At 52.7% G+C, this 23,486-nt stretch carries 22 protein-coding genes; 18 read left to right on the top strand and 4 right to left on the bottom strand.

Features of this window, described 5'->3' with window-relative positions:
- Positions 1 to 27 precede the first annotated feature (27 nt).
- Genes QLH52_RS18425 through QLH52_RS18410 form a run of 4 tightly spaced genes read left to right on the top strand, consistent with a single transcriptional unit; the run spans position 28 to position 4,277 of the window.
- Positions 28 to 1,620 carry a MutS-related protein gene (locus QLH52_RS18425; RefSeq protein ID WP_171694586.1) on the top strand — a complete coding sequence of 531 codons (1,593 nt, stop codon included), beginning with the start codon at positions 28 to 30 and terminating at the stop codon, positions 1,618 to 1,620.
- Entirely contained in the window at positions 1,617 to 2,813 is a 1,197-nt protein-coding gene (gene purT / locus QLH52_RS18420) for a formate-dependent phosphoribosylglycinamide formyltransferase (RefSeq protein ID WP_171694585.1), read from the top strand. Before QLH52_RS18425 ends, purT begins: the two co-directional genes overlap by 4 nt.
- Positions 2,814 to 2,837: 24 nt before the next feature.
- Positions 2,838 to 3,413, top strand: a complete 576-nt coding sequence (locus QLH52_RS18415) for a lytic transglycosylase domain-containing protein (RefSeq protein WP_033158930.1) — start codon at positions 2,838 to 2,840, stop codon at positions 3,411 to 3,413.
- Positions 3,414 to 4,277, top strand: a complete 864-nt coding sequence (locus QLH52_RS18410) for an HDOD domain-containing protein (protein ID WP_319962522.1) — start codon at positions 3,414 to 3,416, stop codon at positions 4,275 to 4,277. It begins immediately after the preceding gene.
- 43 nt (positions 4,278 to 4,320) lie between these two features.
- Here QLH52_RS18410 and QLH52_RS18405 read toward each other — a convergent pair whose 3' ends face one another.
- Positions 4,321 to 4,899: a Maf family protein gene (locus QLH52_RS18405; RefSeq protein ID WP_319962521.1), complete on the bottom strand. Its 579-nt coding sequence runs from the start codon at positions 4,897 to 4,899 to the stop codon at positions 4,321 to 4,323.
- Positions 4,900 to 4,968: 69 nt separating this feature from the next.
- Here QLH52_RS18405 and QLH52_RS18400 point away from each other — a divergent pair, with 69 nt between their 5' ends.
- From QLH52_RS18400 to fabG, 6 genes are all read left to right on the top strand, one after another.
- Positions 4,969 to 5,487 (top strand): YceD family protein, encoded by a 519-nt coding sequence (locus QLH52_RS18400; protein ID WP_319962520.1) that lies wholly within the window; start codon positions 4,969 to 4,971, stop codon positions 5,485 to 5,487.
- A gap of 1 nt (position 5,488) precedes the next feature.
- Complete coding sequence (gene rpmF / locus QLH52_RS18395) at positions 5,489 to 5,671, top strand: 50S ribosomal protein L32 (RefSeq protein WP_033158926.1); 183 nt, start codon at positions 5,489 to 5,491, stop codon at positions 5,669 to 5,671.
- A 210-nt stretch (positions 5,672 to 5,881) separates the two neighbouring features.
- On the top strand, positions 5,882 to 6,910 hold the full coding sequence (gene plsX / locus QLH52_RS18390) for a phosphate acyltransferase PlsX (RefSeq protein ID WP_319962519.1): 1,029 nt from the start codon (positions 5,882 to 5,884) through the stop codon (positions 6,908 to 6,910).
- Entirely contained in the window at positions 6,907 to 7,875 is a 969-nt protein-coding gene (locus QLH52_RS18385) for a beta-ketoacyl-ACP synthase III (protein ID WP_319962518.1), read from the top strand. Before plsX ends, QLH52_RS18385 begins: the two co-directional genes overlap by 4 nt.
- Positions 7,876 to 7,877: 2 nt before the next feature.
- Complete coding sequence (gene fabD / locus QLH52_RS18380) at positions 7,878 to 8,834, top strand: ACP S-malonyltransferase (protein WP_319962517.1); 957 nt, start codon at positions 7,878 to 7,880, stop codon at positions 8,832 to 8,834.
- Positions 8,827 to 9,555 carry a 3-oxoacyl-ACP reductase FabG gene (gene fabG, locus QLH52_RS18375; RefSeq protein WP_482194192.1) on the top strand — a complete coding sequence of 243 codons (729 nt, stop codon included), beginning with the start codon at positions 8,827 to 8,829 and terminating at the stop codon, positions 9,553 to 9,555. Before fabD ends, fabG begins: the two co-directional genes overlap by 8 nt.
- Before the next feature lie 72 nt (positions 9,556 to 9,627).
- Here the strand turns inward: fabG and QLH52_RS18370 are convergent, their stop codons facing one another.
- The 3 genes from QLH52_RS18370 to QLH52_RS18360 all read right to left on the bottom strand — a co-directional run bounded on the left by QLH52_RS18370 (position 9,628) and on the right by QLH52_RS18360 (position 14,859).
- The gene (locus tag QLH52_RS18370; RefSeq protein WP_319962515.1) at positions 9,628 to 10,563 is read right to left on the bottom strand and encodes a response regulator transcription factor; all 936 of its coding nucleotides are present in this window, start codon (positions 10,561 to 10,563) and stop codon (positions 9,628 to 9,630) included.
- On the bottom strand, positions 10,560 to 13,937 hold the full coding sequence (locus QLH52_RS18365) for a hybrid sensor histidine kinase/response regulator (protein WP_319962514.1): 3,378 nt from the start codon (positions 13,935 to 13,937) through the stop codon (positions 10,560 to 10,562). The genes QLH52_RS18370 and QLH52_RS18365 overlap by 4 nt, the downstream gene beginning before the upstream one ends.
- A gap of 160 nt (positions 13,938 to 14,097) precedes the next feature.
- The gene (locus QLH52_RS18360) at positions 14,098 to 14,859 is read right to left on the bottom strand and encodes a hypothetical protein (RefSeq protein WP_319962513.1); all 762 of its coding nucleotides are present in this window, start codon (positions 14,857 to 14,859) and stop codon (positions 14,098 to 14,100) included.
- Between the two features lie 273 nt (positions 14,860 to 15,132).
- Here QLH52_RS18360 and fmdA point away from each other — a divergent pair, with 273 nt between their 5' ends.
- The 8 genes from fmdA (at position 15,133) to QLH52_RS18320 (ending at position 23,461) form a co-directional block, all read left to right on the top strand.
- The gene (fmdA, locus tag QLH52_RS18355) at positions 15,133 to 16,356 is read left to right on the top strand and encodes a formamidase (RefSeq protein WP_319962512.1); all 1,224 of its coding nucleotides are present in this window, start codon (positions 15,133 to 15,135) and stop codon (positions 16,354 to 16,356) included.
- Positions 16,357 to 16,382: 26 nt separating this feature from the next.
- Positions 16,383 to 16,739 (top strand): FmdB family zinc ribbon protein, encoded by a 357-nt coding sequence (locus QLH52_RS18350; RefSeq protein WP_319962511.1) that lies wholly within the window; start codon positions 16,383 to 16,385, stop codon positions 16,737 to 16,739.
- A gap of 103 nt (positions 16,740 to 16,842) precedes the next feature.
- Entirely contained in the window at positions 16,843 to 18,093 is a 1,251-nt protein-coding gene (gene urtA / locus QLH52_RS18345) for an urea ABC transporter substrate-binding protein (protein WP_319962510.1), read from the top strand.
- 109 nt (positions 18,094 to 18,202) lie between these two features.
- The gene (gene urtB / locus QLH52_RS18340) at positions 18,203 to 19,120 is read left to right on the top strand and encodes an urea ABC transporter permease subunit UrtB (RefSeq protein WP_319962509.1); all 918 of its coding nucleotides are present in this window, start codon (positions 18,203 to 18,205) and stop codon (positions 19,118 to 19,120) included.
- A gap of 11 nt (positions 19,121 to 19,131) precedes the next feature.
- Positions 19,132 to 20,286 carry an urea ABC transporter permease subunit UrtC gene (urtC, locus tag QLH52_RS18335; RefSeq protein ID WP_319962508.1) on the top strand — a complete coding sequence of 385 codons (1,155 nt, stop codon included), beginning with the start codon at positions 19,132 to 19,134 and terminating at the stop codon, positions 20,284 to 20,286.
- Positions 20,283 to 21,026: an urea ABC transporter ATP-binding protein UrtD gene (urtD, locus tag QLH52_RS18330; RefSeq protein ID WP_319962507.1), complete on the top strand. Its 744-nt coding sequence runs from the start codon at positions 20,283 to 20,285 to the stop codon at positions 21,024 to 21,026. The genes urtC and urtD overlap by 4 nt, the downstream gene beginning before the upstream one ends.
- A 46-nt stretch (positions 21,027 to 21,072) precedes the next feature.
- Positions 21,073 to 21,762 carry an urea ABC transporter ATP-binding subunit UrtE gene (urtE, locus tag QLH52_RS18325; protein ID WP_319962506.1) on the top strand — a complete coding sequence of 230 codons (690 nt, stop codon included), beginning with the start codon at positions 21,073 to 21,075 and terminating at the stop codon, positions 21,760 to 21,762.
- Between the two features lie 448 nt (positions 21,763 to 22,210).
- Positions 22,211 to 23,461 carry a hypothetical protein gene (locus tag QLH52_RS18320; protein ID WP_319962505.1) on the top strand — a complete coding sequence of 417 codons (1,251 nt, stop codon included), beginning with the start codon at positions 22,211 to 22,213 and terminating at the stop codon, positions 23,459 to 23,461.
- Positions 23,462 to 23,486 lie beyond the last annotated feature (25 nt).

The following is a 23,486-nucleotide window of genomic DNA, read 5'->3' as shown; positions in this document are numbered from 1 at the left end:
CGCGGCCACTAAAAAACCGGGGGTAATATGCAACAAAACATCTTACAAAGCTGGAACGACGAATGGCCGACAGTGCGCTCGAGCCACCCCTTGCCCACCGGTGAAGGCGTCATCGACCAAGGCGCGTTTAACACCATAGAAGTGGACGAATTGTTCGATTACGTCAACTACGCCAGCACCACCGCCGGTAAATCGGTGCTGTATCGTTCGCTAAGCCAACCCTTGGATAATCTGGAGGCGATAGCCGCCAAACAAGCCGCAGTGCGGGAAATTCAAGACAACCCCGATGTGCGCGCCAATGTGGAAAACATTATCGCCAATGCCGCCGCTTCGGAAAACCGGCTTTACTTGTTATTGTTCGGCGAGTTTCTCGGCGGTTTCGGCACGGCTCGAGAGGATAATCAAATCGAAGGTTACGGCTACAAACAATACGTGCGTGGTGTGCGCGTGGTCTTGAATCTGGTCGGTGCGATCTACAACTCCGGCAAGCCGCAAAGCCCTTATCTGCAAAGCGTCTTCGAGAAAATCGGCAATTTTTCGCACAGTAACGAATATTCGTTGATGGTCGGCCCGGTTTACAACAGCGAAAAAGGCCTGCAAAGCAAAGAAGAGCGCAAAAACTCCTTCTCACCGGCGACGATTTTCCGCCCCACCCTGTTCAAACCGATGTTGATCGCTCTACTGATCGCCGCCATCTGGGGCTTGATGCAGATTTTCCCAACCGATATGTTCCAGGTCACCCGTGACGGTTTGTCGGTGGCTTCGGTGTTTTTCCTGCCCTTAGCCTTAGCTTATATTCCGGTCATTGGCGGCTACGATAGAGACAACTGCATCATACCCCTGCGTAACATTTATAAAAATTCGCAGGCGCTCGGCGATATGCTGGACGGCCTGGGACAGTTGGATGAGTTATTGGCTTTTATTAAATACGCCGAAGACTTCGGCAGCGAAATGGTGCTGCCAGAACTGAACGCCGGCGAACGTCACAATATCAAATTAGTCGCTGCGAAAAACCCGGTACTGGGCCAGAAAAATCCCGCCTACGTCGGCAACGATTTCAGCATGGACGACGAACGTCTGGTGTGCGTGACCGGCCCCAACAGCGGCGGCAAAACCGCATTTTGCAAAACCATCACGCAAATTCAATTGTTGGCGCAGATCGGTTGTTTCGTGCCGGCTCAGGCCGCCAATTTAAGCGTGGCGGACCGCATTTTCTATCAATGCCCGGAGATCAGCCATCTCGATGACGGCGAAGGCCGCTTCGGTACGGAATTGAAACGTACCCGCGATATTTTCTTGGCCAGCAGCGCAAAAAGCTTGGTGGTGCTTGACGAAATGGCGGAAGGCACTACTTTTGAAGAGAAGATGCAGTCGTCTATCGACGTGCTGGACGGTTTTTACCGCAAAGGTAACAGTACTATTTTGATTACCCACAACCATCAATTGGTGGATGAGTTCGTGAAACGAAAAATCGCCGTGCCTAAACAAGTGGAATTTGCCGACGACTTGCCGACTTTTAAATTGATCGCCGGCATTTCCAGAGTCAGCCACGCCGACCGGGTCGCGAAAAAAATTGGCTTTTCCAAACAAGACATCGATAACTATTTAGCAAAATCATGAAAATCGGCACCCCTGACAGCGGCAGCGCCACCAAAGCTTTATTGCTGGGTAGCGGCGAATTAGGCAAGGAAATCGCCATTTCCCTGCAACGCTATGGCGTGGAAGTCATTGCGGTTGACCGCTATGCCGGCGCGCCAGCCATGCAAGTGGCGCATCGCAGCCACGTGATTGATATGACCGACACGACAGCAGTAAAAACCCTGATTGCCCGCGAACAGCCGCATTACATCATCCCCGAAATCGAAGCGATTGCTACCGAGGCCTTAGCGGAGATTGAAGCTCAAGGTGAAACCACTATTGTCCCTAATGCTAGGGCGATTCAATTGACTATGAATCGTGAAGGCATCCGCGAGCTGGCAGCCGCTGAACTAGGTCTACCGACATCGAAATACGCTTTTGCCGAAACCTTCGAGCAATTGAGGAGCGCAGTTGATAGCGGCATAGGCTACCCCTGTTTTATCAAGCCAACGATGTCGTCTTCCGGCAAAGGCCAGTCCATGGTAAAAAGCGCCGATCAGCTGCAAGCCGCCTGGGATTACGCCATGGCCGGCGGGCGCGCCGATACGGGTAAGGTGATCGTCGAAGCGAAGATCGACTTTGATTTTGAAATTACGCTACTCACTGTCCGGGCGTTGGATAGCAACGGCCAAGTGCAAACCTATTTCTGCGAACCCATCGGCCACCGCCAGGAGAACGGCGACTACCGGGAAAGCTGGCAACCACAGGCGATGAGCAGCAAGGCCATTGAGTTATCTCAGCAAATCGCCGATAAAGTCACCACAGCGTTAGGTGGATTAGGTTTATTTGGTGTGGAATTATTCATCGCCGGCGATCAAGTCTGGTTTAGCGAAGTCAGCCCCAGACCGCACGACACCGGCATGGTGACGATGGCCAGCCAGCGGCAGAGCGAATTTGATTTGCATACCCGCGCCATTCTTGGCCTGCCGGTCAACACGGCGCTAGATAAAACCGCCGCCAGCGCGGTGATTTTAGGTGGCGTAGACGCCAAAGCCGTGAGCTATGCAGGCTTGGCACAAGCATTGGCGGTCGCAGACACCGACATTCGCCTGTTCGGCAAACCGGAGGCTTTCGTGTCAAGGCGCATGGGTGTGGCGCTCGCCACGGCCGACAACGTCAATGATGCTCGATCTAAAGCGTTACAGGCCGCCAGCCTAATTCGTGTGACTGAATGAGTCCAATCGGTAAAAGGTGACGCGATGAAACCCCTGTTGATTGCCACACTATCGATAGCGCTAATCACCGATGCGGGGGCCGACATTTTTAAATACACCGATCCTAGCGGTCGGGTGTATTACACCGACGAACCCAAAAAAGGTTTCGATTACCGCTTGATCATCCGTACCCGGCCGCGTACTTATAAACACGACCTAAAGTTCATGTCGGGCAACAAGCTCAAGTTCAACGATCTAGTTGCCAAGGCCGCGGCCAAACATCAAATGGACCCCAAACTGCTGCACGCAGTGATTCAAGCCGAATCAGCCTATAACCCCAATGCGGTGTCCTCGGCCGGCGCGGTGGGCTTGATGCAGTTAATGCCGGATACCGCGCGCCGCTATGGCGTGACCGACCGGCGCGATGCCGAACAGAATGTCGATGGCGGCACCCGCTACTTGAAAGATTTACTGGCGATGTTCAACTCCAATCTAACCTTGGCGGTAGCCGGTTATAATGCCGGCGAAGGCGCGGTGATGAAATACAATAATAGCGTGCCGCCCTATCCCGAAACCCGTAATTATGTGCAGCACGTCATGGCGCTGTATCGGAAGAGTTAATTGAAAGCCGCTGCCATCAAGCAATTGATTGCCGGCTCGACCGAACTATTCTCCCTGCCCGACATTTATTTCCAACTCAGCGAGATGATCCGCGACCCGCGTTTCTCGTTGGCCGACATCGGCAAGGTTATCGCCAAGGATCCGGCGCTGAGTGCGCGCTTATTACGTGTGGTGAATAGCCCTTTCTACGGCTTTCAAGCCAAAATCGACACCATTTCCCGCGCCGTTACCGTAATAGGCATCGACGACTTGAGCAACCTGGTATTGGCAACCACGGTCGTTGATCGCTTTGGAAAAATCCCCGGCGAACTGATCGACATGACCTCGTTTTGGATGCGCAGCATTCATTGCGCGGTGATTGCGCGGCTGCTGGCAAAAGCCAGCGCCGTGCTGCATACCGAAAGACTGTTTCTGGCCGGCCTTTTACACGACATAGGCTCACTGATACTCAGTCAAAAAATGCCCGAGCAATATCTAAGCGTATTGCTGGCCGCAGACCACAACCGCGCTTTGTTGGCCGGCTTCGAACAAGAACTGATTGGTTTCACTCACGCTGAGGTCGGCGGGGAATTACTAAAAACCTGGGGCTTACCGGAATCCCTCTACGAAACCATAGGCTGTTATCTGAACCCGACCGATGCCCAAATACACAAACTGGACGCGCATTTGCTGCATATGGCGGCGCGCTTGGTCGATAGCGGCCAACAAGCCGATGGCTTGGAAATAGCCGTAGCGGAATTTTCTAACCAATCGTTAACGCTGGTGCGTCTGACACGAGAGCAAACCATTTCGATAATGGAGCAGGTGGAAGAGGAGTTTTTGCAGATGTTTGAATTACTCGGACCAAACAAAAAATTTCACTAAACGGTACTGGCAAGCATTTTCTGCTACCGTGAGTCACGGTAAATCAGAGAATATTGACCCCAAACTTGTCGAGTAAAGCCACCAATTTTATCAAGGGCAACCCTACTAATGCATTGGGGTCCTCGCCGACAATTTTACTAAATAGCGCGATCCCTAAACCCTCGGATTTGAAGCTGCCGGCACAGTCGAAGGGCCGATCCAAATCAATGTATCTCTCAATCTGCGACGAGGTCAGCGTTTTGAATTGCACACTACACACATCCATATCACTCAGGTGCCGGCCCGATACGCTATTAAAAACGCAGACCCCAGTATAAAATTGCACGGTCCGGCCGGATTGCTTGGCAAGTTGTTGAATTGCCGCGTCGCGCCCGCCGGGTTTTCCCAATATCTCTTGGTCCAGCACGGCAACCTGATCGGAACCGATGATTAAATGATCAGGGTACGTTTTGCCGACTTCTTCAGCCTTCGCCAGCGATAATCTGCGCACCAAAGCATCGGGCGATTCGCCGGCTTGCGGGCTCTCATCGACGTCACTGCTGCAACTTAAAAAAGCAAGACCCAGTTTTTCCAACAACTGGCGGCGATATTTCGAACTCGAGGCAAGGACTATGGCGGTCATCGGCTAGGTAGTGGTTTGAGTCGGTGTGCGTTTGACGCAACAGTTAGTTATCTGTATCATTGTACAGTTATGTCAGACAAGTTTCCCGACCTTATCGATCCCTTATTATTCGCCGAAAGACGCGGCGCGTTTTCCGGGGATATAAAAATCGCTGCGCTCGAGCGCTTGTCTGGTAGCGTGATCGATCATGGTGGCAGCGTTAGCGCCAAGATCGAATTTGGTAAGGAAGGTAAACGCATTGTCGTTGCCGGCCATATCGAGGGTGTTGTGGAATTGGCGTGTCAGTCTTGTTTGCAAGCACTGGCTTGGCCACTGGATATCGATTTTAAATTGGCTGTTGTTGCTTCGCTACAGGAAGCAAAGCAACTGGACGATTGCGAACCGCTATTGCTGGACGGCGACACCGTATCGTTAAACGCCGTGATCGAAGACGAAATCCTGCTGGCATTGCCCGACTACCCTCGGCATGAACACGATTGTCTCGCCCACAACCGTTCGGAAGATGCCGATTACAGCGCAACAGATAGTCAGACTAAGGCTAACAACCCTTTTTCTGTTTTAGCAAAACTTAAAAAAACTGGAGATTGAAATGGCAGTACAAAAGAGCAAAGTATCGCGTTCCAGACGCGGTCAACGTCGTTCACACGATGCATTAGTCGGTAAAACCCTGTCTCAGGATCCGTTGACCGGCGAAACCCATCTGCGTCACCACATGACGCCGGACGGTTTCTTCAAAGGCCGTCAAATCATTGCCGGCAACGACGAAGATTAATCGTTTTAAACTGCCATAGGCCGACTCGTAACTCATTCGCAAATCGAGTCGAGCAGCCCTTAGTCCAAGACGGGCCGCAAGCATCGCGTTTTCCCGCGCAATCGTCAGCACGACGGGCAGTAATATTTGATTTATTGATAGTCTCTGAGTAAGCCAACACGTCGCTGGATAGCTGTTGGCTCCTTTCAACTTCTGGAGTTAGTCCTAAGCGTGAGCTCAACTCTCTCAATTGATGCCATGGGCGGGGATTTCGGTCCTCAAGTGACCGTACCTGCTTCACTGGCCTGTTTACGAAAAAGTCCGGACTTAAATCTGATCATGGTGGGCGATGAGGCGGTTCTTGGTAACCTGCTATCCCAAGCGCTGGTCGAGTTCAAAGGTCGGATCAGTATTCAACACGCCTCGCAAGTCGTCGAGATGGACGAAGCGCCGCAAAAAGCCTTGAAGAACAAAAAAGATTCTTCCATGCGCGTGGCGATAAATCTGGTACAGGAAGGCAAGGCCGACGCCTGTGTCAGCGCAGGTAACACCGGCGCGTTAATGGCAACAGCCCGTTTCGTACTGAAAATGATTCCCGGCATCGAACGCCCGGCGATTATTTCCACACTACCTTCTACTTTCGGCCACACCCACATGCTCGATTTAGGCGCCAATGTCGATTCCAGCGCCGAACAACTCTACCAATTTGCAGTCATGGGCGAAGAAGTGGTCAAGGCCGTGGAAAAAATCGAACGCCCTCGTATCGGTTTGTTGAACATCGGCGAAGAAGACATGAAAGGCAACGAACAAGTCAAAGCCGCCGCTAAATTGCTGGAAAGCTCCGGACTGAATTACATCGGTTACGTGGAAGGTAATTCGATTAACGCCGGCAGCGTCAAAGTCGATTTAATCGTCTCGGACGGTTTCGTCGGCAACATCGCCCTAAAATCTATCGAAGGTGCGGCGAAAATGATAGGCAGCAAACTGAAAGACAGTTTTTCGCAAAACTGGCTGACCAAATTAGCCGGATTGATCGCGTATCCTGTTCTGAAACGCTTCAAAGACAGCATAGACCCGCGCCTCTACAATGGCGCCAGTTTCATCGGCCTACGCGGCTTGGTGATCAAAAGCCACGGCGGCGCCGACGCTCTGGCTTTCGAAACCGCCATTCATCTGGCGGAAGTCGAAGTCGCACAGGGCCTTATTCGTAAAATCAGCGAAAAACTAGAACTCGCGCTGGCCCAAAAGGTTGATGAATGACACGCTGGACTCATGTTATCGGTACGGGCGGCTATCTGCCCGAAACCATCCGCACCAATGACGATATATCCGCCACGGTGGACACATCCGACAGCTGGATCTACGAAAGAACCGGTATCAAAAGCCGCCGCATAGCCGGTCCCGACGAAACCGCTTCCAGCATGGCCGAAATCGCCGCCAGGCAAGCCATTGACGCAGCCGGAATTGCAGCTGACGAGATCGACATGATCATCGTCGCCACCGGCACGCCGGATCGCGTCTATCCCAGCACGGCCTGCCTGTTGCAGGAACGCCTGGGCATCAAGCAATGCGTCGGTTTCGATATTCAGGCCGCCTGCTCGGGTTCCGTTTACGGACTCAGCATCGCCGACCAATACCTGAAAACCGGTTTTGCCAAAAACGTATTGGTAGTCGGCACGGAGATTTGCTCACGCATCGTCGATTGGACCGACCGCGGCACCTGCATCCTGTTCGGCGACGGTGCCGGCGCGATTTTGCTGACCTCCAGCGATAAGCCTGGCATCTTGTCCACGCATATCCACTCCGATGGCGGCTACGAAGATTTATTGTATTGCCCCAATCCGCAGGTAGCGGCAGCCGCCAAACAAAACGAGCCCGCATACATCAGCATGCGCGGCAACGAAGTTTTCAAGGTGGCAGTCAACACCTTGGGCAGGATTGTCGATGAAACCCTGGAAGCCAACGGCTTACAACAAAGCGACATCGATTGGCTGGTGCCGCATCAGGCCAATACGCGCATCATCGCCGCCACTGCCAAGAAGCTGGGCATGTCGATGGACCAAGTGATTCTAACCCTGGAAAACCAAGGTAACACGTCCTCCGCCTCCGTGTTATTGGCGTTTAACGAAGGCGTGCGCGACGGCCGCATTCAACGCGGGCAAACCGTATTAATGGAAGCTTTTGGAGCCGGCTTTACCTGGGGTTCCGCATTAATCAGGTATTAAACATGACGACGATAGAACAAAGTTACAACCTGGCATTCGTATTTCCCGGACAAGGCTCGCAAGCTGTCGGCATGCTGGGCACGCTGGCCGCCACCAACCCATTGGTCAAGCAAACTTTCGAACAAGCTTCCGACGTGCTCGGTTTCGATCTGTGGAATATGATCGCGAACGGCCCGGACACCGACTTGAACCAAACACATAACACCCAGCCGGCTATGCTGGCGGCCGGCGTTGCGGTATGGCGGGCCTGGTGCGAAAAATCCGACATCAAACCCGCCTGGATGGCCGGCCATAGCTTGGGTGAATACACCGCCCTGGTCTGTTCCGGTGCGCTGGGTTATGAAGACGCCATTCGCCTGGTCGCCGAGCGCGGCCGCCTGATGCAGGAAGCGGTACCAGCCGGAAAAGGCGCGATGGCGGCTATTCTGGGCCTGGAAGATCATCAAGTCGTTAACACCTGTGCCGAAGTCGCCAATGGCGAAATCGTTGCGGCCGCCAATTTCAATGCCCCAGGCCAAGTGGTGATTGCCGGCGAAACCGTCGCAGTGGAAAGAGCGATGGAAGCCTTAAAAGCGCTGGGCGCCAAACGTGCATTAAAACTACCGGTTAGCGTGCCGTCCCACTGCGCATTGATGGAAGCGGCTTCCGACAAATTAAACGAAATATTGCAAAGCCTTAACGTCGAGATGCCCAATAGCACGCTGATCCACAACGCCGACGTCAAATCGCACGGCTCGCCGGAAGTGATTCGCTATGCATTGAAAGAACAATTGTTCAAACCGGTGCGCTGGGTGGAAAGCGTCAAATTCATGCACGAACAAGGCGTCACCGCTTTTGTTGAATGCGGACCCGGCAAAGTATTAGTCGGTTTAAACAAACGCATAGCGCCTGATGCAACGCATTACACCATTTACGACCCCGAAACCATTGACAACGTTGTGGAGCAACTCCGTGGATAAAAAACTCGCCATTGTTACCGGCGCTAGCCGCGGCATAGGCCGGGCCATTGCCGAAAAATTAGTCACCGACGGCTTTTTTGTGGTCGGTACCGCCACCTCCGATAGCGGCGCTGAGGCTATTTCCGCTTATCTGGGCGACAACGGCAAAGGCTACAAATTAAACGTCGCCGACGCTGCCGACATCGACAGCTTTATCAAAACCACCGGCGACGCTTACGGCACACCGGCAGTACTGGTCAACAACGCCGGCATCACCCGCGACAACCTGTTGATGCGGATGAAAGACGAGGAATGGGACGACATCATCAGCACGAATCTGACTTCGATCTTCCGGATGAGCAAAGCCGTCTTGCGCGGCATGATGAAAGTCCGTTACGGCCGCATCATCAATATTTCCTCGGTGGTCGGCTCCACCGGCAACGCCGGCCAAGCCAACTACGCGGCAGCCAAAGCCGGCATGATCGGTTTTGCCAAATCGATGGCCAAAGAAGTGGGTTCGCGCGGCATCACCGTCAATACGGTATCGCCCGGCTTTATCGATACTGATATGACCAAGGAACTGTCGGAAGACATCAAAAATGCCCTTCTGGGTTCAATTGCACTAGGCCGCCTGGGCCAGCCGGAAGAAATCGCGCATGCCGTATCGTTCCTGGCCTCCGAACAAGCTTCCTACATCACCGGCGAAACGCTGCATGTGAATGGCGGCATGTATATGCCTTAAAGGTTAAAAGTTTCTCCAGATCAAATAAAAGGCCGGCAAACAGTTAGTTGCCGGCCTTTTTTTATTGCCGATTCAACCCCGCTGTAACACCATCGCCACCGCCGCAGCCCGTGTCGAAACTCCGAGCTTTTCAAAGATATGCTCCAGGTGCTTATTCACGGTTCTGGGGCTGGTGGTCAGGATGATGCCGATTTCTTTGTTGGTTTTACCGCGGGCAATCCACATTAAAATCTCGGCCTCACGAAAGGTCAGCTTCAGCTTGTCGCGCAGGGTTTCCGGGGTCCATTGCGCGTCTTCGCGCTGCAATAACAGCAGATATTCATCCGGGTTCTGGCAGGCGCCGACCCGCAACGCAAAGCCTGGCGCCAGACGATGCGCTTCCGTTTCGGCTGCCACCTCGCTGCGCCAGCTTTGCCGCAACCAGCGTTGAAACCAGCCACGCATGCTTTCCGGCAACAGCTTATCCGCAGTATGCTGCGCCCCTCCTTCTTGTAATTCGGCAAAATCGTCCAACCATTCGCGAGCCGCCGGCGTCAGCCAGACAATGCCGCCCGCCGCATCCACCGCCACGGCGGCGAAGTCGTGATGATCTAGTAAACTCTCGGCCCGCCGTAAATTGCGCGATTGGGTCAGATGCACTTCAATTCGCGCCAGCACCTCGGCCGGCCGAATCGGCTTGACGATGTAATCCAACGCCCCCTCGCCGAAGCCGCGCAGCAAATCGTCCAGTTCGCTGAGGCCGGTCATGAACAACACTGGAATCGGCGCGGTGGCCGGATCGGCTTTCAAACGGCTACAGGTCTCGAAACCATCTATGCCCGGCATCATCACGTCCAGCAAAATGATGTCGGGTTTGACATATTGAATCTGCTCAATGGCCGAACAGCCGTCGGTCGCCACCAACACCCGATAATTGGCCTCGGAAAGCGTATCGGATAGCAGAGCCAGATTGCCGGGCGTATCGTCGACTATCAACACCGTGCCATTGCTGGCGGATACTTCCATCATCGGGACACCTCCTGTTTGTGCATATTCAATAGTTTTCTAATTTCGCCTATCCGAAATTGACTGGCCAACGCTATCAGTTTGGCAAAAAAAGCACCGTAACGCGGCTCGGTTTCGGCAAGCTGTTCCAAGACCTTTTTCAAACCTAATAAATCGCCAATCCGCACGCATTCCACACACCCAGTTAACAACTCAGGCGGCGGCATTATCAGCGGCTCGGCTGCTTTTTCCGTGGCAACTGGCGCAACCTCGTTCTGATATAACCAAGCCAACGACAAATACAACTTCAATTTCTTCATTAACTGCGGCACTTGAATCGGCTTGGATAAAAAGTCGTTACAACCGGCATTCAAAGCCGCCAAGCGATCGCTGGGATAAGCGTTGGCGCTGAGTACCAGGATCGGCATGGTCCATGCCTGATCACGCAACTGCATCGCGGTTTCGATACCGCTGACTCCGGTCATCGAAATATCCAACAAAATGATGTCGGGTGGATTTTCCGGCACTTTGAGCAAACACTCTTCGCCGGAACACGCCTCACTCAAATAAAAACCCAAAGGCTCCAGCATGGACAGCAATAACTCGCGGTGATCGCGTTGGTCATCTACCACCAATATTTTTCGGCGCGGACCTTGGTAACCAATAATCGCCGCTTTGGGATCGGCATCCGCCTCCGCCCCCAAACTGGGCAGCAACAAGCGCACGGTAAAGGTGGAACCCTGGCCGATTTGGCTTTTCACCGTCAACTCCCCACCCATGACCTCGGTGAGAATCTTGCTGATCGTCAAGCCCAAACCGCTACCGGCCACCGCGTTGCCGGTGGGATTATGCAAGCGGGTGAAGGGCTGAAAAATATCCTGCAACTGCTCTTCGTCGATACCGCTACCGGTATCGCTCACCTGAAAATTGGCCACGCCACCGCTGTAACCAATCCGAAACACGATGTCCCCAGCCGAGGTAAATTTCACCGCATTGCTAAGCAAATTGATCAAGATCTGCCCCACCCGCTTTTCGTCGCCGCGGATGCGCTGTGGCAAGGTATGAGAAATCTGACAGACAAAATTCAGACCCTTGTCTTCGGCCTGCAATTTATAGGTGTGTACCAAATGATCAATAAAATCCGGAAAATGAATAGGCTGGTACTTCAATTCAAATTTTCGGGCTTCGATCCGGGCAATATCCAGTATATCCTCAATCAGCGCGCATAAATGCTCACCGCTGCGTTTCAAGGTTTCCACAGCTTGCTGGCGGTGCGCCGGAATACTGGGATCTTGATGCAGGATATGCGCGTAGCCGATGATACTGTTCAAGGGCGAACGAATTTCATGGCTCATATTGCTCAGGAATCGACTCTTCGCTTGATTGGCGGTGTCCGCCATTTTCAAAGCCCGTTGCAGTTTGCCATCCGTCTGTTTATGCTCTTCGATTTCCATCAAAAGCAACTGGGTTTGCTTGGCCGTTTCCTCATGCGCGACGCGGCGACTTTCTGCATTCAGAATCAACCACCAGGTACACAGCCCGATAAACACCAGCAACGACGCATAAATCTTTAGAAAATTATTCAGCAGTAACTGAAACGCCCCCATGTCGTGTTCGACGCTCAGCAAATCCTGATAGTAAATAATGCTGACAAAAATGCCGCTCAACACCGACAAAAACAAAAACATCAAGGTAAAGCGCAGCAACCTCAGGCGGGCGTCCAAACTCATCGCCGCCGGCATGCAACATCGAGCAAGTTTTTCCAGATAGTCTTCAAAACGAAAACCTACTTTGCAGCCATCCAGACAGCGCGCATCCAAGGTGCAACACAAGGAACAGATGCTGCCGGCATAAGCCGGGCAATAGGCTATATCCTCGTGTTCAAACTCGTTCTCGCAGATCGAACATTTGTTGTGCGATTTACGATTATTCTCCTCCCGATTCCGCGCCAGATAATGTTTACCGTCCGATAAGTAAGCAATCGCCGGCACCAATACAAACGCCAATCCCAAGGCAATAAACGCCGAGAACGCCTGCGGATAGACCCCAAATACCCCGGCGTAGGCCAAGATAGACAGCAAGGACGCGCAAAACGTGGAAATGATGCCTACCGGATTTAAATCCGACAGATACGCGCGCTTGAACTCCACCACTTTGGGACTTAAGCCAAAAGGCTTGTTGATCATCAACTCGGCGGCGATGGAACTGATCCAGGCAATCGACATATGCGAAAACAAGCCCAGCACTTTTTCCAAGGCGCCAAACACGCCAAACTCCATCAGCAACAGCGCAATCAGCACATTGAAAAACAACCACACCACACGCCCCGGGTGACTATGGGTTAATCGCGAAAAGAAATTGGACCACGCCAAGGAGCCGGCGTAGGCATTGGTAACGTTGATCTTGATTTGACTGACAATCACAAATAGAGTGGTAGCCGCCAACGCCCATTTTGGATCGTCAAACAATTCGTTATACGCTACCAGATACATTTGCGTCGGTTCGTGGGCATGCGCGGGACTGATACCATGGCGGATCGCCAAATGCGCCAGCAACGCCCCCAACAGTTGCCTTAATGCGCCAAACACAATCCAGCCAGGCCCTGCAGCCACCATGGCCAGCCACCAGCGGGTTTTGTTTGCCTGGTTTTTTTGCGGCATGAACCTTAGAAAGTCTACCTGTTCGCCAATCTGCGCCACCATGGAAAACGCCACCGTCGCCGCTGTACCGAACAATAACCAATTGAAGCCTTGCCCACTGCCGGCGATCCAGAAATAAGTACTCAAGGTTTCTAGTGCTTCTGGCTCCCGCAAGGCCACCGCGATATAGGGTGCGACGAGCAACAACAACCAAAGCGGTTGCGTCCACAGCTGCATTCGGCTAATCGTGGTAATCCCAAACGTCACCAGCGGAATCACCACCACGGCGCTGACGATATAGGCAACCTCCAGCGGTATATTGAAATACAGCTCGATGGCCAACGACATGATTGAGGCTTCCAGTGCGAACAGCGTGAACGTATAGGACGCATAGATCAACGAGGTCACCGTCGAGCCGATATAGCCAAAACCGGCGGCGCGAGTTAAAAGATCAATGTCGATATGGTAGCGGGCCGCGTAATAGCCGATGGGCAAACTGACGATAAAGATGACGACAGCAACGATGGCGATGGCCCAAACGGCATTGGTAAAACCATAATTGATGGACAGGAATCCGCCGATCGCCTCCAATACCAAAAACGACGTAGAACCGAAAGCCGTATTGGCAACCTCAAACTCCGACCATTTCCGGAACCGGCGCGGCGCAAAACGCAAGGCATAGTCTTCCAGTGTCTCGTTGGCGACCAGACCGTTATATTCCCGGCGGATTTTGGTGATGTTTTGATGAATGGTTTTCATGGCTCAGGAGTATCTAACGCGCCGGCGAATTTTAGATGTCGGCGCGAACCAGCATTAAACGCTACCATCGCAGCGCAACACCTTTTAACATCCTGGATGACTGCTGACCACACCCAGGATTAGGCAATCGCCCCCGACGGCGTATCAACAGCCACACGAATCACTTACGCTCGTAGCCAAACTCAAGGATTACCGGCGATCCTTGATTGTGAATAATGATCTGCTTCTTGGTCTCACCGCCGACCTCCTCGACCCGCGTGGCCGCCGGATCTTCAGGTTTAGATAGAGCCGGCACCTGTTTTACTTCCACTTGCACATCCGGCATCCAGCCCGGTTTGAAGGTGTGGGTATCCATACGGTGTCCCGTCGCAGGCAGCTTGAGTTCATCCAACAAATCAAAACACACGGTGCTGACATGATCGATGACTTTGTCAGTGACTTTGCTTTGGTTGGATTCATCGATGAGTTGATGGGCGCTGACGGTCGCCTTGTTTTCGATACTGGCTTCGTCACTGCCAATTTTTTTTAGATGGCAACTGATCGGCAGCACCTTGGCTTTTTGAAACCCCAGGCCACGCGGGTCCGAATCACCGCTAGTCCAGGAAAAACCGACCGGGGTATCGCCGGTGGCCGCTTTCCCCAAACTGATCAGCAGCGTATGCGAGCTATCCACACGGCTTGACTTGACCGGATACTGCCACTCCGCCAAATTCTTGCCGACCTGCTCGGCAATCAAGCTGGGCGACAGTTTGAAACCAAACTGCCCGAGGTTCTGATCAGCCACATCAATCACGATGCCGCTAATCGACGCCCGATCGATGGCCTCCACTCCGCTGGCGGCCACTGCCTGCCCCAGAAAACACCAGGGCAATACCCATAACCCGGCGCGGATATGTCTTAAAAACAGCTTATACCTACTCACAATACTCTCCTAACGGTTCAAGTTCACTCTACGGAAGCCCTGCGTTGCCTGCCATACGTCAAATGACTAATGAGTCATCTGACGAATTGTGGGAACGGTCGGCGAATTTAACAATGAACCCCGGCAGAACTGCTAACACGCCTTACAAAAGACTGCCTTTATTTCCATCGAGATTACGCAAAACAAGGGGATTTTATATGAATGGTGTTATCGCAAGGGCTTTAACCGCAGCATTAATTTCTTGTCATTGAAATTCACCGTTGAGGAGGCCGCATGAAAACGTTAATTAAGTTAGATTTAGACAAAAAGCCCTGGGAACAGGATGGTCTGATCCACAACCGCTGGCATCCGGACCTGCCGATGGTCGCCATGGTCAAACCCGGCGACGAATTTCGCGTCGAATGCATGGACTGGACCGGCGGCCAGATTGGCAACAACGACAGTGCCAACGACGTCCGCGATGTGGATTTGACCCAGGTACACTATTTAAGTGGCCCGATAGGCGTGGAAGGCGCGGAACCCGGCGACTTGATGGTCGTGGAAATTCTGGATGTCGGCACCCTGGACGACTATCAATGGGGCTTCAACGGCCTATTCGCCAAGGAAAACGGCGGCGGCTTCCTGACAGACCATTATCCGGAAGCGCGCAAATCCATCTGGGATTTTCACGGCATCTACACCACCTCCCGCCATATTCCCAATGTTAAGTTTGCCGGCATCATGCATCCCGGTTTGATTGGTTGCTTACCGTCCCGGGAATTGCTGGAAAACTGGAACGCCAGGGAAGCGGCGTTAATCGCGACCGACCCGGACCGGGTGCCGGCCTTGGCGCTGCCCCCCAACCCGCAATCAGCCGTCATGGGCCGCTTAACCGGCGAAGCTGCCGTCGCAGCCGCGGCGGAAGGCGCCAGAACCGTGCCGCCGCGCGACCACGGCGGTAACTGCGACATTAAAAACCTCACCAAAGGCTCCAAAGTATTCTTCCCGGTTTACGTCAAGGATGGCGGTCTGTCCATGGGCGACTTGCATTTCTCGCAAGGCGACGGCGAAATCACCTTCTGCGGCGCGATCGAAATGGCCGGCTATCTGGACATCAAGGTCAGCTTGATCAAAGAGGGCGTGAAAAAATACGGCATCAAAAACCCGATCTTCCAACCCAGCCCGCTGTCACCGGCGTATCGCGACTACCTGATTTTCGAAGGCATTTCGGTCGACGAGCAAGGCAAGCAACATTATCTGGACGTGCATGTGGCTTACCGCCAAGCCTGTCTCAACGCCATCGAGTATCTGAAAAAATTCGGCTACAGCGGCGCGCAGGCCTTGTCGATTCTCGGTACCGCGCCGGTCGAAGGCCATATCAGCGGCATCGTCGACATCCCCAACGCCTGCGCGACCTTGTGGTTACCGACCGAGATCTTCGATTTTGACCTAAAACCGAATGCCGATGGGCCTAGCAAAATTATCACCGGTACTACCGATATGGCATTCACCAGTTAAATCGGCAATTGATAGGGAGTTTGGCTATGCCTTTGTACGAGTATCACTGTCACGACTGCGGGCCGTTTACCGCAATCCGGAAAATGAGTGAATCCGCCAGTCCCGCCATTTGCGCGCAGTGCGGAGCAGTCAGCGAGCGGGTGATTTCCGCGCCGCATTTTGCATTGTTGGGCAAGGCGCAACGCCAGGCTCACGAAACCAACGAACGATCGGCGCACGAACCTAAATCGGTACGCCGCTCCAGTTGCGGATGCAGCGGTGCGCATACCTGTAAGCCGAGTAAGGACACTACAAAGGCCAGTAGCAACGGTAACAAAGACCAAGCAAACGGCTTCCAGATGCAAACCAAGAAAACCGCAAGACCTTGGATGCTCGGCCACTAGCCGTTTTGTAATTGAAGAGAGATTTAACAACGTGTGACGCGGTAAATGGATTTGTCTATTCGGCAAATCCGGAGAGTTTGATTTATCAATGTGGAGAAACTAAATGAGTAATTCCGATAGACGACAATTTATGAAAAAGACCACGGCTTTAGTCGCCGTATCGCTAGCACTGGGCTTGCCGATTGGCATCAATGTCGCCAACGCCGCCGATTTTCCGACTGCGACGGTCAACACCACTGGCCTGGCCGTCACCGATACCACGGTGAAGGTTGGGATTTTGCATTCCGCCACCGGCACCATGGCCATCAGCGAAACTGGCTCCATCCAGGCGGAAAAACTGGCGATTGCCCAAATCAATGAGATGGGCGGCGTTTTGGGCAGAAAAATCGAGGTCATCCAGGAAGACGGCGCCAGCGACTGGCCCACCTTCGCGGAAAAATCCAAGAAACTGCTGGAAAACGACAAAGTAGCCACCGTATTCGGCTGCTGGACCTCGGCATCACGGAAGGCGGCATTACCGGTGTTTGAAAAAGACAACGGCCTGCTGTTCTATCCGACCTTCTACGAAGGTTTGGAACAATCGAAAAACGTGTTTTACACCGGCCAGGAAGCTACCCAGCAAATTCTCGCCGGTCTGGATTGGATCGCCAAAGAGAAAAAAGCCAAAACCTTTTATCTGATCGGTTCGGATTACATCTGGCCGCGCACTTCCATGAAAATTGCCCGGAAACACATTGAGCAACATTTGGGCGGCACCGTAGTGGGTGAGGAATACATCGCCTTGGGCGACACCCAGTTTGGTTCGGTGATCAATAAAATCAAACTGAAAAAACCCGATGTGATTTACGCAGCGGTGGTAGGCGGCAGTAACGTGGCGTGGTTCAAGCAATTGAACGCTGCCGGTCTGAACGCCAAAAAGCAAAACATGCTGACCATCTCCGTAACCGAGGACGAGGTACTGGGTATCGGCGGCGAGAACCTGGAAGGCTTCTATTCGGCGATGAAATACTTCCAATCCCTGAAAAATCCTAACAACGAGAAATTCGTGGCCGACTTCAAGAAAGCTTATGGCGACGCTGCGGTCATCGGCGACGTTACCCAAGCCGCCTACCTGGGACCGTGGCTATGGAAAGCGGCGGTGGAGCGCGCCGGCAGCTTTGATGTCGACAAAGCCGTGGCGGCCTTACCCGGTTACGAGTTGACTACCGCGCCGGAAGGCTACGTCAAAGTCGATCCTAACCACCATTTGCACAGCAAGCTACGGATCGGTCAATGGCGGAAAGACGGTCAAGCCGACGTGGTTTACGAGTCCGATTTGATCGCTCCCGATCCGTTCCCCAAAGGTTACCAATAAGCGCTAGTGCGCTAGCTAGGTAGCAAAACCGTGGCAACTAGCAATTCTGCCGTTGCCACGGTGTTTTAAACGCGAGTTGTTTCATGTCAGTGAGTTAGCGGGAGGCCTTATGTTTGGATATTCGATGGAAGAAGTGGGCAACATCGTGGTGATGCAGGGCTTCTCTGGGTTAAGCCTATTTAGCGTCCTACTGTTGATGGCGTTGGGCCTGGCCATTATTTTCGGGCAGATGGGTGTGATCAATATGGCCCACGGCGAATTCATGGCCGTCGGCGCTTACACCACCGTATTTATGTCAAAAATTGCCGTGTCCTACGACATCGTCAATTCCTATTTTGTATTCGCGATCGTCGCAGCCTTTATCCTCGCCTTTTTGATCGGCTATCTCATTGAATATGTGTTGATACGCCATCTCTACAAACGGCCCTTGGATACGCTGTTGGCGACCTGGGGCTTAAGTCTGGTGATGCAACAGATTTTTCGTTCCACCTTTGGCGCCAAGGAAGTGAGCGCCGAATTGCCAGAATGGCTGTTGGGCTCCTTCAAGCCCACCGAGGATATCGATATTCCGATCAACGGCGTGTTCGTGATGGGCCTGGCTTTGATCGTGACCGTCGGCGTCTACCTGTTCATGTACCGCTCACGCTGGGGCCTGCGCGTCAGAGCGACCATGCAGAACCGGGTGATGGCCGGCGCGGTGGGCATCAACACCAAAAAAGTGGACCGCTTGACCTTTGCCTTGGGATGCGGCATCGCCGGCGTGGCAGGCGCAGCCTTCACCACGATTGCTTCCACCGGCCCGACGACCGGTTCTTTATACATCGTCGACAGTTTCATGGTGGTGGTATTCGGCGGCGCGGCCAGCCTGATGGGCACCATCGCTTCCGCCTTCGGCATCGCCCAGGCCCAATCGATATTGCAATTTTTCATGACCAGTTCGATGGGCAAAGTGGCGACCTTGATGACCATCGTCATCATCTTGATGATGCGTCCGGAAGGATTGTTTGCATCCAAAGTACGTAAATAGAGGGAAATATCATGAAGGTACTATCAGAGAAATTATTAGGCGGCAAACAGGGGGCGATTGGGCTGGCGATATTGTCTCTGCTGCTGTTTGTCATCTTCCCACTGTGGCTGGACCTATTCCGGCTGGGCTTGGTCGGTAAATATGTCACCTACGCCTTCGTGGCCATCAGCTTGGTACTGCTGTGGGGTAACGGCGGCATCTTGAGTTTGGGCCAAGGCATGTTTTTTGGTTTGGGCGGCTATTGCATGGCGATGTTTTTAAAGCTAGAAGCCTCCGATCCCATCAGCACCAAAATCCAAACCACCCCCGGCATCCCCGATTTCATGGACTGGAATCAGCTCACCGCCCTACCCTGGTTTTGGGAACCGTTTAAAAGCCTGACGCTGACGATTCTGTTGGTTTTGATCGTGCCCACTTTACTGGCCTTCATCATCGGCTTTGCGATGTTCAAACGCCGGGTGGGCGGGGTTTACTTTGCCATCATCACCCAAGCCATCGCCCTTATCTTGAGCATTCTGATCGTCGGCCAGCAAGGCTATACCGGCGGGGTAAACGGCATCACCGACCTGAAAACCATGCTGGATTGGGACATCAGAACCGATAGCGCCAAATATATTCTCTATTTTACCAACGCCGGGCTGTTGATCGCCTGCATGCTGCTGGCCCGTTACATTCTCACCTCGAAGTTTGGCATGCTGCTGCTAGCGATGCGCGACAAGGAAGAGCGGGTGCGCTTTTCCGGTTACGATGTTTCCAATTTCAAAATCTTCATTTTTTGCATCGCCGCGATGATTTCGGCAATCGGTGGAGCGATGTTTACGCTGCAAGTGGGTTTCATGTCACCCAGCTTTGTCGGCATTGTGCCTTCAATTGAGATGGTGATCTTTGCCGCGGTCGGCGGCCGAATGTCCCTGATCGGCGCGGTGTACGGCACCCTGTTGGTGAATTTCGGCAAAACCATGTTTTCCGAAACCTACCCTGAGTTGTGGCTGTTCTTGATGGGCGGTTTGTTCATTGCGGTGGTGATGTTCTTCCCCGACGGTTTGGCCGGCATCTACGAAAACTATGCAAGCAAGTTCAATCTGGCCGGCAAATTTTCCAAACTCACGGCTAAATTCACTAAATCAACCGCGGCAGTAGACGAATTGGTAGGAGAAAAACCATGAGCAATCCTGATTTCGTACTGGCGATTGAAGACCTGACCGTGTCTTTCGATGGCTTCAAAGCCGTTGATGCCCTGAATATGTACATCGACAGCAATGAGCTACGGGTGGTGATCGGCCCCAACGGCGCCGGCAAAACCACGGTGCTGGATCTCATCTGCGGCAAAACCAAATCCACTTCCGGCTCTATCAAGTTTAAGAACAAAGAACTGACCAAATTACCGGAGCACGAAATCGTCCGTGCCGGCGTGGGCAGAAAGTTTCAAACCCCGTCAATTTACGAAAACCTGACGGTTTATCAAAACCTGGAAGTGTCCTATCCGGTGGGGCGATCGGTGTGGGGCAGCCTGACTTTCAAACGCACGCCGGAAGTTGTCGAGCAAGTGCATAAAATCGCCGCTGAAGTGCTGTTGACCGAGCAATTGCAAATGGAAGCCGCCCTGCTCAGCCATGGTCAAAAGCAATGGCTGGAAATCGGCATGCTGTTGATGCAAGACCCGGAGTTATTGATGCTCGACGAACCGGTGGCGGGCATGAGCGCCAAGGAACGCGATCAAACCGCCGACTTATTGAATCGAATTTGCAAAAACCGCTCGGTATTGGTGATCGAGCATGACATGGAATTCGTAAAAAAGATCGCCCATAAAGTGACGGTACTGCATCAGGGCAAAATCCTGGCGGAAGGATCGATGGAGAAAGTACAGGCCGACGAAAAAGTCATTGAAGTCTATTTGGGCCACTAAGCTACCGCCATCCGCACTGCCAGCACCTAACAAGAGGAAATAGACAATGTTTGAAATTTCGGATCTGCAAGTCAGTTACGGGCAAAGCCAAGTGATACACGGCTTGAGTTTTACCGCGGAAAAAAACGAGACCCTGGCGATCATGGGCCGCAACGGCATGGGCAAAACCACCCTGTTCAAATCCTTGATGGGCATCTTACCCAGCAAAGCCGCCAAAGCCACGGTTGACGGGGAAAACCTGAACGGCATCGATACGTATCAACGGGTCGCCAAAGGTTTGGCCTACGTGCCACAAGGCCGGATGATCTTCTCCACGATGACCGTGCAAGAAAATATCGAAACCGGCCTGGAGAACTCCAAATTTCGGGAAATCCCCGATGACATCTATGCCCTATTTCCCGTGCTTTATGATATGCGTAAACGCAAAGGCGGCAATCTGTCCGGCGGCCAGCAACAGCAGTTGGCGATTGCCCGGGCTTTAGTCACCAACCCCAAAGTCTTACTGCTGGATGAACCCACCGAAGGCATACAGCCCTCGATTATTAAAGACATCGCTAAGGTGCTGAATGAAATCCGCAAAATGCGCGAAATCACCATCATCGTTTCCGAACAAGTGCTGAGCTTTACCATGGAAGTGGCCGACCGCATCATTGTGATCGACAAAGGTAAATTTATTCATGAAGACAAACGCGGCGACGTCGACGCCGCCAAGATTAAAGGCTATTTATCGGTTTAGTAGCTAAACCCGCGCCGACTTCTCTCCCCAAACGTTCCCATCTGCCCTGATGGTTTTGTGAACACCAAAACTATCAGCAGCCATCCCGGCCTATTTTCTGATTCAAGCCGCTCACGCTGAAACAGAAATCCGCTCTGCTTTGACAAATTCAGGCTCAGCAAAACCGATTTTTTAGGCCCAATCTAGCCGTATCGGCGCCGTTTTCTGACAATTCCACCCACGGTATTTCACACGTAGCCATTCCGCCAAACCCAAGATTAACCATTTTTAATCAATAGTTTAATCAGATTAAAACTCGTTGTAGGCAGCCATACGTCAAATGACTGATGAGTCATCTGACGGATTGTTGAAAATCGCCACAAATTTAACAATCGTCCTCGCTAGATTCTGCCGCATCGCTCGTCCGGGCATGCTTAATCATTTGTGCTTTTAGACTAGGGGACTTTACATGAAAGCTTATATTGAACATCCTGCAAGCTCGCTGAACACGCGACTCTTCCTCAGCTCTGCAATCGCCGCACTGGTCATAGGCTACGCTGCGGAGAGCCAGGCAGGTGCCACCTTTAAAATCGACGACACCAAATGGGTCAGCGTCGGTGCGGGTTTACGTTCCAGCTTCCGGGCCCAGGAAAGTGGAGCGGGCGCTAACGGCGACAAATGGAGCAACAACTTCAATCTGGACAACATTCGTTTGTATTTGAATGGTCAAATTCATAAATATCTAAAAGTCGAGTTCAACACTGAATGTCCCATGTGCGGTAGCGGCGGCGAGATACATGTGCTGGACGCGGTGGGTAAATTCGAAGTCACGCCTTATGCCAACTTATGGGTAGGCCGGATGTTGGTGCCCGCTGAGCGCCGGGAATTGAACGGTCCTTTCTACAGTGCGGTTTACAACATCTTCTCTGCTGGCACCCCTTTCCAACCCTCCGATTACAACCTGACTATCCAAAACAACGGTACGTCGGCGGGTTCCATCGGTCGTGACGACGGTGCCACCTTCTGGGGTGCGGTTCTGGACGGTCGACTGCAATATTCTGTCGGTTTCTTCCGTGGTCTAAGAGGCGGCGCCAACGTCGACGACAACATTCTGTACGCCCAACGCGTGTCCTATAACTTTTGGGAAGTTGAGAAAAACCCCGGCTATTACACCTCGGGTACCTACCACGGCAAAGGCGGCGACATCCTGACCGTCGGTGTAGCTAACCAGTATCAAGAAGACGGTGCCGGCACAGCAGCCAACCCCGCCAATTTCCGCGGCACCACCGTAGACTTGTTAATGGAAAAAGTATTACCTGGCGGCGGCGTCGTGACATTTAACGGCGAGTACAAAAACTATGGTCTATCGAATGGTTTTGGCCAGGCCCAACGTGATGCGGTGGCGCCGTTTTCCAATGGCGTTTTTGCGATGTTTGAAGGCAATGCGTACGACGTTAGCGGCATGTATTTATTCCCGCAAAAAGTCGGTATCGGCCAATTCCAGCCTTACCTGCGTTATGTCAACGTCGAACCCAGCACCAGCGCCAGTCGTGAAGTCTACGAAGGCGGCGTCAACTACGTCATCGACGGCCATAATGCGAAAATTTTTGCGTCCTACCAATACGGTGATTTGTTGACCAAGGGCCTCCTGGATTACAGATCAAACGTCACCGGCGAGAACGCCAGCCAAGTTATGGTCGGCTTCCAATGGCAAATCTAAAATACTAATAACAGAGGGCTATCAA

Source organism: Methylomonas defluvii (assembly GCF_033949435.1).
In the GTDB taxonomy this organism is placed as follows: Bacteria; Pseudomonadota; Gammaproteobacteria; order Methylococcales; family Methylomonadaceae; genus Methylomonas; species Methylomonas defluvii.
The sequence above is the reverse complement of the archived record's forward strand: the minus strand, read 5'-3'. Positions and strand labels throughout refer to the sequence as shown.